Consider the following 12,459-nt stretch of genomic DNA (forward strand, 5'->3'; position numbering starts at 1 on the left):
ATCTGTTTACCTGCTAATTTTTTTCAATAAATTCAATATCTTTACCATTTCTATGATTTGGCTCATTCTCACTAACGATATCTTGTTTTACAGCGTCTGCAGGGATCAGACTAATCAGCTCAACTCCCGAGAGTAGCTCAAGCTCTGCAGCAGCACTTATTAACCTTACTTTACCGTCTTGCAAATAAATAAGTGGGATCGCGCTTTGGCCATATTGCTCCATAAACATGGTGAAATTAAAGCTATCTGTGAGGCGTGTACTTTTAATACCAGCCCCTTTCGCCATTAAGCTTGCCAGTTTTGAGTAAGAAACCCCTTCCCCAAATAAACATAACCGCTTTAAATATGACTCAGATAGCTGATGCCTTGCACTCGATGCTTCACCATTATTGAGACCAAATACTTTTTCTTCGCCAAATACATCTTGAAAATAAAAACTAACTAATGGATTTAGCTGTCTATATGGAGACACGACTAATACTCGTCCGATCCCCGCCATGTTCATATGGTTTTCAGCATGCTCTGACGCTGGATTACCAAAATATACCGGAATATTGTCCATACGAGCCTGCCGTATGTTGTCCCAGTTATTGTCTGCAAGTAATACGGTAACGCCTTTCGATTGCAATGTTTTAGCCAAAGCACGTGAAAAACTCGAGGCACCGAACATTAGTAAACCTTGAGAAGAATCAGCCGTAACACCAAGTATTTTCGCCCATCTTCCCGCCGTGAGACTTTGAATAACAACGGTACCGATAATAATGAGAAACACCAAGGGCACAATCATTTCGGCGCCTTTAATACCAATGGCTTCAAGTTTAATCGCAAACAAAGACGAGACAGCTGCGGCAACAATACCGCGTGGTGCAACCCAGCTTAAAAACCATTTATCACCGCTAGATAAAGACGTCCCTACACCACAACACCAAATACTTAACGGTCTTGCAATCAACATCACCACTGCAAGTAATGCTAAACCTTCCCAACCCAGACTTAGCAATGCATCTGCATTCAAGCGAGCTGCCAATAGAATAAATAACGCCGAAATAAGCAGAACCGTAAGTGTTTCTTTAAACTCTAGAATATCGGCAATATCTACGCCCTTCATATTTGCGAGCCATATTCCCATCACTGTTACTGACAATAGCCCTGCTTCTTCTTGTAACAAGTTCGAGCCAACAAAAACTGCTAACATTAAAGTCAGCACAGCCGTATTGCGTAAGTAATGAGGCAACAGATTATTGCGTAAAACAAGGCCGACTAAATACCCACTAGCCACACCAAAGCCAAGCCCTACCGCGAGCATGGCACTTAATGCATGTAACACATGTGTCGTCGGATCGGCAGCGACTGCAATATATTCAAACACTAAAACAGCGAGTAAAGCCCCAATTGGATCAATGACGATCCCCTCCCAGCGCAATATGCTCGCAAGTTCTGTCTTGGGCCGCACGCTTCGGAGCATTGGCACGATAACCGTAGGCCCTGTAACGACAACCAGTGCACCAAACAACAATGCCATTGACCATTCAAAGTCGAGGAGGTAGAAGGTGCCAACGGTAATACAAGCCCATGTAATCACGGTGCCTAAAGTCACTAGCCGAGTAACCATAGCACCGTGCTCTTGGATCTCTTTGAAGTTTAGGGTTAATGCCCCCTCAAATAAAATAACGGCAACACCCAGAGAAATAATAGGAAAAAGTAAATCGCCAAAAATAACATCTGGCTGTAAAAAACCTAAGCCTGGACCTAATAATAGGCCACAAAGTAATAGCGGTAAGATGGCAGGCAGTCGTAATTTCCAACCTATCCACTGACAAAACAGTGATAAAACACCTAGCAAAGCAAGCATCGCAGTGATCTGCTCCAGCATAGCCTATTTCCTTATCTGAACGTTTCAAGTGAAACGATGTTTGTTAAAACATGCTGTTGAGTGTAAAAACTATAGTCAAACCTGAGTAAAATACGATAACACCAAGAAAAGTAAATCAAAATTATCGTTAAATATTCTAGATGAGTAAGATTAAAGCTAACCAGGATTATACTTAAGGGTTAATTTAGAGAGCTGCAACTGCGTTAGTAAACATTCAATGACGGGCTCGAGCCGTTAAGCAATAAGTCATCATTTAAGCAGAGAAAAATCGGTAAGAGAAATTAGGAGTGAAAAGTGAACAATACCTGCGAATTATCGATTGCTGATTTAAATCCTATTTGCAGAGCTAATGTGTCACGATATTAATGGAGTGATGCTAAATGAATTTTTCAATGTCAATTACAGATAATTCTACTTGTTCCGTTAAACTTGGTTATCAGCTCCTCAAGAACATTAATCTAGTAACGAAAAAAGCCTTCACATTCCTGTGAAGGCTTTTTCCTTTGTGTTGGCGGAGCGGACGGGACTCGAACCCGCGACCCCCGGCGTGACAGGCCGGTATTCTAACCAACTGAACTACCGCTCCTAAACTTTTAAGAAATCAGTGTTTCGATTTCTAAAGTCATTGTTATGTCACTAACATGACTTATTACTAACTAATAATTAGTTAGCTCTACTAAATTGGCGGAGCGGACGGGACTCGAACCCGCGACCCCCGGCGTGACAGGCCGGTATTCTAACCAACTGAACTACCGCTCCAAAACTTTTAGAAATCCTGTTTGGACCTCCAGCTACTTGTTATGTCACTAACAAATAACTAAAATTTAGCACTTGATTGGCGGAGCGGACGGGACTCGAACCCGCGACCCCCGGCGTGACAGGCCGGTATTCTAACCAACTGAACTACCGCTCCACATCAAGTGCGGTGAATAATACGTAGAGAGAGGTAGTCCGTCAATAATTTTTTATAAGATTTTTACTGACTAGTCGAAAAACGAACAATCCGATTTAAAGTTAAACATTTACCACTCTAAAATGAGGTTTTAAACAGCTTTGGTTTCAAGCAGCTAAGGAGCATTTTCGACAGTGTTTGCTACGTTTTCATTTTCAAACGTCTATATATTCATTAAATGACGCTTTTTTCATACTTTATCCTGATGCCTTTTTAACGCTATGATTTACTAGAAAAGCTTTCGTCATTTGCCTCAGGCATTGTCAAATCAATTTGATCAAGCTCAAGTAACATTTTCTCTCGGCGAACTTCTTTTTCTAAGCGCTCTTCTGTGGCTGCTAACGCCTTTTTGAGGTTACTGCGTTTACGCATAATGAGTAGCACTAATACACCCAACAATATCAATGCGCCATTTATCGAAGCAATTAACACAATAGCTTTATCTTTTGCCTGCTGTTCTTGCACTCTAGCAACGGCGTCAGCTTTAGCAGCTAACTCTTCTTTACTTGGTGGTGGTTCCGGAGGCCTTACCAAATTAAAAAATAGTTCAGGCAAACTTAGGTATATTTCGCGGCTATTAACAGTCGTAGTTACAGCATTAATTTTGATGTCATAACTGCCAAAGTCTATCACTTTAGGTAAAGCAATCTTTGTTTGCGCTTGATTGAAATCAGTCAGCTGTACGGGAACTCTTTTACCGGTTGGTCCTAAGATTTCCAAATCAAGGTGGGTCTGTTCAAGTTTGATAACTTGTTCATCAAGGCTAATATTTAGCGTCCAAATACCGCTATTTGGATCATCTGGAGTTAACAGCTCAATGTCGATAGGACGTTTAGAGAGTCTAAAAGCTTGATTGTATTCACGGTCAAGCACTGCATTCTTTGCTCTTACTTGCAGCGTATAATCGCCCCAAGGTTGCTCTAGGTCTAAGTCACTGGTAAAAACCCCATCATCAGGACGTTCATCGAGTTCTTCACCATTATCTCGGTAAGCGCCGACGATAAAAGTACCTGCAACATAATTTTCATCAGCGGGATTATTCTCACTAATAAAACGTGCAGTCCAGTTCATCATAAAATCTAAGCCTGGTAAGCGAACTTTCTCTTCGTCGCCAAGTAACCTAGCGGTTACTTTTACTCGCTCACCTTGAAACAAAGGTTGCGGGAGGGGGTCAACATCAATCGATAAAGTAGACACTTTATCGATAACTGAGCCATCAACAACTTGGCCAATTAACTGCCAAGGGCCAGGCATAGGCTTTTTTATGGTGATCATGTCACCAGTCAACCCTTCCATCCAGCTCACGCTATCATCTGGGAAGCGGTTTACATACCATTTGCTACCGTCAGGGCGAACGATAATAACCGGCGCACTACCATACTCTCTATGAATAAGTAACGTCATCGAGTCGACCATATGATCGACTCTGAAGCGGTTTTTTAATTCTGAAGCATTTTTAGATAACAGTACGTCAGCTATCGCAACGCTGCTAAATAAAAAATAGCTAATAAAGAAAACAACAAAAAAGTTAACTCTTCTAGTCATAGAGAGGCTCATAAAATGAGGATTATCCGCGCCAGAGGCATTGTCCTGATTTAGCGACTAAATCTAATCGCTCTTCATGTCTTATCAGTTCATCGGCCGTTGCAGCGATCACTTTAAGTTTTGTTCTCTCTGAGCTTAAACGATTTATCCCGCCGCCCTCTTGGCCTGCCTTTTCACTTGAAAGATTAAATTTAGTCTGACCACCTGTCATCAACAGATATACGTCAGCCAAAATCTCAGCATCGAGTAATGCACCGTGGAGATCACGAGCGGAGTTATCAATGCCGTAACGCTTACATAAGGCATCTAGGTTATTCTTTTGACCTGGGTGCAAGAACTTGGCGATTTCCAGCGAATCAAGCACTTGGCAAATATCAGCTGTTTTCGGCCCTAAAGGCTGCAACATCGAAAATTCATGGTCCATAAAGCTAACGTCGAAGTTCGCGTTATGTGCCACAATTTCTGCGCCATCAATAAACTCTATAAAACTCTGCGCAACTTGATGAAACTTAGGTTTATCTGCAACAAATTCGTTAGTGATACCGTGAACCGCAATCGCTTCTTCATCAATCGGTTGTTGCGGATTGATATACTCATGATAATGGCGACCAGTCAGACGACGGTTAATAACTTCAACACAACCAATTTCAATAATTCTGTGGCCTAAATAAATTGGACCGCTCGATTGGTTCATACCAGTAGTTTCGGTATCGAGAATAATTTGTCGCTTCGCGCTTGAAACAATATTCATATGAATTTTTACATTTCTCAGTTAAATTTTTTGGGTATACTCGCCCAGCAATTATAGCTATGGTAGCAACTTGATGACTGGACTGAAACAGATCTCTATCTATACCGACGGTTCTTGCCTCGGAAATCCTGGCCCCGGCGGTTATGGCATCGTTTTAAAGTATAAAAAGCAAACAAAAGAGCTAGCAGATGGCTTTACGTTAACCACTAACAACCGCATGGAGTTACTAGCGCCTATTATTGCTCTCGAAGTGCTAAAAGTCCCGTGCCAAGTGATCCTGACTAGTGATAGCCAATATATGCGCCAAGGGATCACGCAATGGATCCACGGCTGGAAACGTAAAGGCTGGATCACATCGGCCAATCAACCGGTAAAAAATGTCGATTTGTGGCAACGCTTAGACGCTGTTTCACAGCGACACCAGATAGACTGGCGCTGGGTCAAAGGCCACGCCGGACATACAGAAAACGAGCGTTGTGACGAACTTGCTCGTCAAGCTGCTGAAGCTAAACCATCACAAGAAGATAGCGGTTATATTAGCCAACAAAGTTAACCATCAGTGTTAAGAAACATTTGATTAAACTTTATAAACTCTAGGCCTATCGGCGTGAAGTTACGGCTTTTATGGTGTATTCGATAAAACTTACGTTCTAACGATAACCCTTCCACATGAATAACAGCTAATTCTTTTCGAATTAGCTCTTTTTCAAGCGTCAATTCAGATAAGACGCCCAGACCTGCGCCCTGCTTAACCGCTTGTTTTATCGCATCAGGAGTTGAGAAGCGAAATTTTTCTTGTGGTTGCATATCGAGTGCATTAGCTGCATTAACAAAATAATCGCGTGTACCAGAACCTTCTTCTCGCATCACCCACGGCATATTTCGAAGTTCAGTTGGCGTCACGGTTTTACCCGCTAGCGGGTTTGCTGGATGACAAAACACCAATAACTTATCTTTATGCCAGGCTTCAGTTGCAATACGACTATCAAGACATTGTCCTTCAATAAAGCCCATTTCGCTTCTAAATTCGAGAACCGAATTAATCACAGCTTGGCTATTATCAATATCAACATTGACAAGCGTATTAGTGTGTTGCTGACAAAATGCAACGGCACTTCTTGCTAACAGATAATTACCAATTGTTGAGCTAGCACTTACGTTAAGTGTTCCGCCAAGCTCAGCCCCAGCATGAGAAAAAGTATGTTCAATTTGTTCAATTTTTTGCAGTGCCTCTGTTGCTAATGGCAACAGTAAGCTCCCTTGAGAATTTAAGCGTAGTCGATTACCAATACGTTCAAATAATCGGGTATCAAGCTGTTTTTCTAGCTCTGACAATGCCATTGATGCAGCTGGAGATGACAAATTAACCATTTCAGCAGCTTTTGCAACTTGTCCACTGCGAGCCACGGCTTCAAAAATGGCGAGTTGTTTTAGTGTAATGCGCATCAAATCTCTTACTTAGTCATTTAGTGATTAATATTATCTATCAAATACAGTCGTTGATATGCAATTGTATGGCAATTAACGTTAATTTGATGATTTAGACGCATGTCCCGTACGACCAGCGCTTGGGGCTGTCGACCAATTAGGTTGCTTTACTTTGCGTTTGGCTTGGATCGGCGTTAACGGACTTTCTAGCTTTTTTGCTACCAGCACATAAATACTACCGCTACTTGGTAACCACGACTTAAGCGCATGAGACCAGATATTGTGTGGTTTCACTTCACTGAGCAGATGGTGATGTAACAAACGCTCGTCTGCTACAACCTGATATCCAAGCAGGCCTAACCAATCTTTAACTCTCGAAGGGGTAAAGAAACGACCATTCCACGGGATTTCTCGCTGATATTTTGGCAGTACTTGCCCCAAAAACATCGGACTTAAGGGGTTAAAGCCACTAATTATTAGGTGTCCGCCCGATACCAGCACACGATCCACTTCTCTAAGCAATCGATAAGGGTCGGATTCGAACTCTAAGATAAAGTTCATTACCACGGCATCAACACTGACATTTTGAATCGGTAACTGACTAAAGTCACCTTTGATACAAGCTTCTGATTCATCAAATAACGAGTATTGTCGACTAATTCCTACATTGGTTTTCGCCATTTTATGGCTAAGCGGTCCGAGATTTAGCATGTAGTAACCAAAAATTCTTGGCCACCATAAAGACAACGCCTCTTCAACGCTTTCACGAATAACGGGGCCATTAGGAAGCTCTGACCAATGATAAGGTTTTAGCGGTAATTCAGACTGTGACAAATCAATCTCCAAAATCACTGATATGCTACTTTAATAACGAAAGGCATATACAAGCAATAGATTTGGTCAGTAAACTTGTTAAAGCGCGCAAATAATATAAGTCGCGCAGTTAATTTCTAACATAGAGAGTATCGATATGCTGCACATCACTCCATTACCTGCGTTTACCGACAATTATATCTGGGCGTTTCAAACTGAGCAAAGTTCGGGCGTGTATGTTGTTGACCCCGGTGACGCTCAGGTGGTTATTAACTATTTAACTGAGCAACAGCTACCGCTTCTAGGTATTTTGATCACCCACCACCATGAGGACCATACCGGCGGAATTAAGCAGCTTATTAACCGATATGGTGACAAGATTAACGTTTACGGCCCTCAAGCTGAAAACATCTCTGGAGTCAACCATCCAATATCAAGTAATGCTGAAATTGAACTGCAAGGTATCACGCTAAAAGCCAAAGTCACTCAAGTACCAGGGCATACTTTAGGACATATTACTTACTTAATCGAAGATGTGCTTTTTTGTGGCGATACCTTATTTAGTGGTGGCTGTGGTCGTTTGTTTGAAGGAACTGCCGAGCAAATGTTCCACTCATTAACAGAGCTTAGTCAGCTTCCCGACAATACCCGCGTATGCTGCGCTCATGAATACACGTTAGCGAACCTTAAGTTTGCTAACGCGGTTGAACCTAACAATGCTGCACTTATTCAATATTCCAATAATGCGGCAGCTATTCGAGAGCAAAATAAGCCCACATTACCGTCATCAATTGGTTTAGAAAAAGCGATAAACCCATTTTTACGCAGCGATAGTACAGAAATCCAACAAATTTTAGCCGTTCAATTCCAACAACCTATCGAAAATACACTGCAAAGCTTCGCACTTCTGCGTCAATGGAAAGACAATTTCTAAAAAATAATCTACAATAGCCCGCTATTCCAGTGCCACTAAGCCAGATTAAATCTGGCTTTTTTGAGCCTAATTAGAGGACACACATTTTAAATGCGCGTACCATTTTTATTCGTCGCGGGGGGCATTGCCCTGCTGACAGGTTGTCAAACTTTGGACAGCCAGAAGACTTCTGAAGGGATCCCCGCTACACCCGTAGCGATTGAAAAAGTCACCATTGAACCTGTTGCTCCAGTTATTGAAGAAACAGTAGAGATCACCGATATCTGGCAACGGATCCGTCTTGATATGCAAATGGACGTTCCAGATGAAAAACTCGTACGCCAATATCGTGATTGGTATATCAAGCATCCTCAACATTTAGAACGAGTATCTGAGCGTGCTACGCCATTTATGTATCTTATTGTTGAAGAGATTGAAAAGCGTAACTTACCTATCGAACTCGCTTTACTACCCATTGTAGAAAGTGCATTTGATCCTTTTGCATACTCACACGGTGCCGCATCGGGTCTATGGCAGTTTACCTCGCCGATGGCTCGTCACTTTGGTCTACAAATGAACTGGTGGTACGACGGGCGACGTGATGTACCTGCCGCGACAACCGCAGCATTAGATATGCTTGAATATCTTCACGGTAAGACAGGTCAAAACTGGTTGTATGCTATTGCTGCTTATAATACAGGTGAAGGCCGCGTAATCAACGCTGCTAAGCGTAATAAGAAAAAAGGTATATCAACCGATTTCTTTAGCCTTAACTTACCCAGAGAGACTGAGCGCTATGTACCTCAGTTACTTGCATTAGCTGATGTAATTAAAAATGCTGATAAGTACGGTATTAAACTCACACCAATTACCAACGAGCCACAAATTGAAATTGTCGATATTGGAAGCCAGATTGATTTAGCTTTAGCAGCTGATATCGCTAACATGACAACTTCAGAACTACATAAACTAAATCCTGGTTACAATCGCTGGGCTACCGCACCCGAAGGCCCACATAAGCTTGTACTACCCGTAGAAAAGGCTGATGCGTTTAAAATCGCATTAAACAAAACCCATACTAATGAACGCCTAAATTGGGAGCGTTATAAGATTAAATCGGGTGATAGTTTAGGTATTATTGCTAAGCGTTATAAAACGACAATTTCAGCACTTAAATCCGTCAACGATATTAAAGGCAACACCATTGTTGCTGGTAAGTTTTTGCTTATTCCAGTGTCAGCTAAAAACCTAGACGAATACTTGTTGTCAGCAGATCAGCGTTTAAACCGCCAACAAAACAAGGCTCGTGGTTCAAGTAAAATTACATACAAAGTGAAGTCTGGCGACTCACTATGGAAAATAGCCAAGCAACATAAAGTAAAAACAGCTCAACTTGCTAGCTGGAACAGCATGGCGCCTAAAGATCCGCTACAAATCGGCCAAAAGCTAGTGATTTGGTCAGGCACTCGCTCTACAAGCAGCCAAGGTCTAAGTGAAGTCATGCGCACCGTTAATTACAAAGTGCGTAATGGTGATTCTTTAGCACGTATCGCAGGCAAGTTTAATGTTAGCGTAAACGATTTAGTTCGCTGGAATTCACTAGAGAAAAGCAAATATATACAGCCAGGACAAATGTTAAAGTTGTATGTAGATATGACTAAGGTCAGAGCTTAGGGGTTATAGATAGTGATGTTAGCTATTAGTTGCTAACGAACCAAATTAAAAAGGCGACTCATGGTCGCCTTTTTTACATCTTAAATACTATTTATAGTTCTTATATTACTATGGATAAACGTATTTAACTTCCTGCATAGCAGGACGTTGAGATTCTGTTGCTTTACCAGAAAATACTGCGGTTAAGGTAGAACCTTTACCGATCTTCACCGCAATATGGCTTGGAATAGTAAATTTAACTTTCTGTGTTGCCCCAGCTGGCATTACAATTTCACGTATAGCTTGGGTAAACATCATCCCCATTGACCAAAACCAAAGTTTTTTACCGTTTTCATCACTGACTATTAAGTCTGCCGTCTTGCCGGATGCAAACATGAGTGGCACACCATAAGACTGGTTATTCTGATATGTCAGTGTTGCTATGATTTCGTTTTCTTTGCCGCTTTCAACTGATAGCTTACCATCAAGTAACCCTGCGCCCATTGGTGCCTCCTGCTGTTTAACAGGCAACTCGCCTGCACCGACAATATTGACTGAGCGTGCTTCCTCAGCTCTTAGTGGCACAGTTTGGCCCTCACTTAATTGTTCGCTTACTTCTTGAGAGCACCCCAGCAAAGAGGCCAAAGCAAGCATATATAAACTTCTAATCAACATTTAAAAGCCCCCCAATTTCTTTAATAAACTGTCTTTAAGCTTATTAGTTTCATCTTTTAATTTCGAATCAAGTAAGGCCTTAGTATCAAGTGAAAATTTTGGTTCAGACATAGTGCCTTTTATCGCAAACGGAATTTCGACACCATAAAGCGCGTCACGATTATCGCCGCCCTGACCTTCTAATGAACCAACTACAGATGTTGTTAGTTTATAATCTAACGCTTCATTAATGATATTTGCAGTACCAGCACCTTTTAAACGAATTAGCGGTGAAGCCATATCTAAATCAGGGTTCGTCACTATACCTTTAGCAATCTTGAACGAGCCAGTCATGCTCGTAAAATCCGTTTTTTTCTCGCTTGAGCTAGCTCCCGATGAAAGGTCGCCGCCTAACTTTGCTTTTGCTTCTCGGATCATTTGTGGAATATTAACTCCGTGTATTGCGCCATCTGCAATTTCAAATTTACCGTTAGCAAGTAAGTTTTTCTTTAAATTATCCGGCAATAGGCTTGAACCTTTACCTGCCACGTTAAAGTTAGCTTTACCGTCAAGCATGTCCACTTCAGCCATATCAATCAATAGGGCTCGAATATCTACACCGGAAAGGCGTTTATCAAACTGGTACGACGCCACTTTATTACGCCCGTCAATCTCAGCTGAAGCACTGATTTTACCGCCGTATAAATCAGCCGATAACTGTTTCATATTAGCCACACCACCTTTCATCACTAACTGCATTACCCAGTTTTGTGTTTTCAAGTTGGCAACCTTAACCGACTTAACCCGCACATCAACATCAAGGTTAACGGACTTCATTGCGCGTAAGTCTGGTTCAACTGCTACCGAAGTATTGCTGGTTTGTTGTGCCTCCTTTGCTTGTTCGCCTTCATGCTTAGGTAACATAGCATCAAGATCGACATCACCAACCTCGAGTTTAGCCACAACATTAGGCACTTTTTGTCCATAAGCAATATCTAGAGACCCAGAAGCATTGATATTGGCAGCACTAAAACTAGAAAGCACAAGATTTAATGTTTGCTTTTCCAGCGCCACAACCACAGATGTTTTCAGATCAGCTTGCAAACGACCATTTGGTAATCCTTCACCAGTAACTTTGTTAGCAACAGCAAAGTCATTAATTGTGATGGTTTGCAGATCTTGAGCAACCTTAATCTGGCCTTCACCACGACTCAGAATACTCATATCAGGTAAGGTCGCGGTAAACTCATATTGTAGTGGCGCAAATTCACCTAATTGAAAACGACCTAATGTTAGCTCCTTTAGCGAAAAAACTTGCTCTGTTTGAGTCGCATTATCAATATTAGTAATTTTAGTATTTGTAATATTGATACCACCAATGTCTAAGCGCGCTAAGCTAGAGCCACTCGATGCTGAGCTTGTACTTTTAGCTTGTTCAGCATTACTTTTATCACTAGCCTCGCCTGCTAAACCATCAAAACTCGTACGACCATCTTTTTGGGTTTCTAGCATCAGCGTCAATCCATCGAGATTTAGCTGTGAAATTTCAACTTCTTTTTTCAATAAAGGCATCAATGCAACTTCGGCAACCACTTGGTTTATCGCTACCATTGACGCATTTTTAAACCCATCAGGGTTAGATAAAGTGATTTGACCTAGCTCGATACCAAGACTTGGGAAAAATGTCCACGATAAGTCACTGCCTATCGCTAACTCTCGACCAGTTTGCTCCTTAACTAAGTCGACTATTTGTGGTTTAAAATCATTTGGATCAAAAATCACAGTCACATAAAGCACCAAGGCAAGAACTAAGCCTAAGAGTGTTATAAAAAACCATTTTAAAAATTTCATAGCAGATTCCATCTGTTATCACAAAG

The 12,459-nt window shown here is 41.6% G+C and carries 10 protein-coding genes and 3 tRNA genes; 3 read left to right on the top strand and 10 right to left on the bottom strand.

The window, feature by feature from the left end; translation table 11 throughout:
- Window positions 1–13: 13 nt before the first annotated feature.
- The 6 genes from L2747_RS01505 to dnaQ form a co-directional block, all read right to left on the bottom strand.
- On the bottom strand, window positions 14–1,873 hold the full coding sequence (locus L2747_RS01505) for a cation:proton antiporter (RefSeq protein ID WP_248997350.1): 1,860 nt from the start codon (window positions 1,871–1,873) through the stop codon (window positions 14–16).
- 509 nt (window positions 1,874–2,382) lie between these two features.
- Window positions 2,383–2,459: transfer RNA gene (locus L2747_RS01510), tRNA-Asp, on the bottom strand.
- Window positions 2,460–2,555: 96 nt separating this feature from the next.
- Window positions 2,556–2,632, bottom strand: a tRNA-Asp gene (locus tag L2747_RS01515).
- A gap of 77 nt (window positions 2,633–2,709) precedes the next feature.
- A tRNA-Asp gene (locus L2747_RS01520) sits at window positions 2,710–2,786 on the bottom strand.
- Between the two features lie 258 nt (window positions 2,787–3,044).
- The gene (locus L2747_RS01525) at window positions 3,045–4,370 is read right to left on the bottom strand and encodes a TIGR03503 family protein (RefSeq protein ID WP_248997351.1); all 1,326 of its coding nucleotides are present in this window, start codon (window positions 4,368–4,370) and stop codon (window positions 3,045–3,047) included.
- A 22-nt stretch (window positions 4,371–4,392) separates the two neighbouring features.
- Window positions 4,393–5,121, bottom strand: coding sequence for a DNA polymerase III subunit epsilon (dnaQ, locus tag L2747_RS01530; protein WP_248997352.1), 729 nt, complete (start codon window positions 5,119–5,121; stop codon window positions 4,393–4,395).
- 73 nt (window positions 5,122–5,194) lie between these two features.
- Between dnaQ and rnhA the strand changes: the two genes are divergently transcribed.
- Window positions 5,195–5,674, top strand: coding sequence for a ribonuclease HI (gene rnhA / locus L2747_RS01535; RefSeq protein ID WP_248997353.1), 480 nt, complete (start codon window positions 5,195–5,197; stop codon window positions 5,672–5,674).
- Here the strand turns inward: rnhA and L2747_RS01540 are convergent.
- Window positions 5,671–6,567: a LysR substrate-binding domain-containing protein gene (locus L2747_RS01540; RefSeq protein ID WP_248997354.1), complete on the bottom strand. Its 897-nt coding sequence runs from the start codon at window positions 6,565–6,567 to the stop codon at window positions 5,671–5,673. The genes rnhA and L2747_RS01540 overlap by 4 nt on opposite strands.
- An 81-nt stretch (window positions 6,568–6,648) precedes the next feature.
- Window positions 6,649–7,383 (bottom strand): class I SAM-dependent methyltransferase, encoded by a 735-nt coding sequence (locus L2747_RS01545; protein ID WP_248997355.1) that lies wholly within the window; start codon window positions 7,381–7,383, stop codon window positions 6,649–6,651.
- A gap of 136 nt (window positions 7,384–7,519) precedes the next feature.
- Between L2747_RS01545 and gloB the strand changes: the two genes are divergently transcribed.
- Together gloB and L2747_RS01555 are read left to right on the top strand one after the other, a co-directional pair.
- The gene (gene gloB / locus L2747_RS01550) at window positions 7,520–8,296 is read left to right on the top strand and encodes a hydroxyacylglutathione hydrolase (RefSeq protein WP_248997356.1); all 777 of its coding nucleotides are present in this window, start codon (window positions 7,520–7,522) and stop codon (window positions 8,294–8,296) included.
- Window positions 8,297–8,386: 90 nt separating this feature from the next.
- On the top strand, window positions 8,387–9,949 hold the full coding sequence (locus L2747_RS01555; RefSeq protein WP_248997357.1) for a lytic transglycosylase: 1,563 nt from the start codon (window positions 8,387–8,389) through the stop codon (window positions 9,947–9,949).
- A 108-nt stretch (window positions 9,950–10,057) separates the two neighbouring features.
- Here L2747_RS01555 and L2747_RS01560 read toward each other — a convergent pair whose 3' ends face one another.
- Window positions 10,058–10,603, bottom strand: coding sequence for a BsuPI-related putative proteinase inhibitor (locus tag L2747_RS01560; protein ID WP_248997358.1), 546 nt, complete (start codon window positions 10,601–10,603; stop codon window positions 10,058–10,060).
- Window positions 10,604–12,433: an AsmA family protein gene (locus L2747_RS01565; protein WP_248997359.1), complete on the bottom strand. Its 1,830-nt coding sequence runs from the start codon at window positions 12,431–12,433 to the stop codon at window positions 10,604–10,606. It lies immediately after the preceding gene.
- Window positions 12,434–12,459: the final 26 nt, after the last annotated feature.

Source organism: Shewanella marinintestina (assembly GCF_023283845.1).
In the GTDB taxonomy this organism is placed as follows: Bacteria; Pseudomonadota; Gammaproteobacteria; order Enterobacterales; family Shewanellaceae; genus Shewanella; species Shewanella marinintestina.

Excerpts from the sequence above, each read along its gene's own strand:
- L2747_RS01505 (WP_248997350.1), bottom strand. The coding sequence starts at position 1,873 with ATGCTGGAGCAGATCACTGCGATGCTTGCTTTGCTAGGTGTTTTATCA.
- L2747_RS01525 (WP_248997351.1), bottom strand. The coding sequence starts at position 4,370 with ATGACTAGAAGAGTTAACTTTTTTGTTGTTTTCTTTATTAGCTATTTT.
- dnaQ (WP_248997352.1), bottom strand. The coding sequence starts at position 5,121 with ATGAATATTGTTTCAAGCGCGAAGCGACAAATTATTCTCGATACCGAA.
- rnhA (WP_248997353.1), top strand. The coding sequence starts at position 5,195 with ATGACTGGACTGAAACAGATCTCTATCTATACCGACGGTTCTTGCCTC.
- L2747_RS01540 (WP_248997354.1), bottom strand. The coding sequence starts at position 6,567 with ATGCGCATTACACTAAAACAACTCGCCATTTTTGAAGCCGTGGCTCGC.
- gloB (WP_248997356.1), top strand. The coding sequence starts at position 7,520 with ATGCTGCACATCACTCCATTACCTGCGTTTACCGACAATTATATCTGG.
- L2747_RS01555 (WP_248997357.1), top strand. The coding sequence starts at position 8,387 with ATGCGCGTACCATTTTTATTCGTCGCGGGGGGCATTGCCCTGCTGACA.
- L2747_RS01560 (WP_248997358.1), bottom strand. The coding sequence starts at position 10,603 with ATGTTGATTAGAAGTTTATATATGCTTGCTTTGGCCTCTTTGCTGGGG.
- L2747_RS01565 (WP_248997359.1), bottom strand. The coding sequence starts at position 12,433 with ATGAAATTTTTAAAATGGTTTTTTATAACACTCTTAGGCTTAGTTCTT.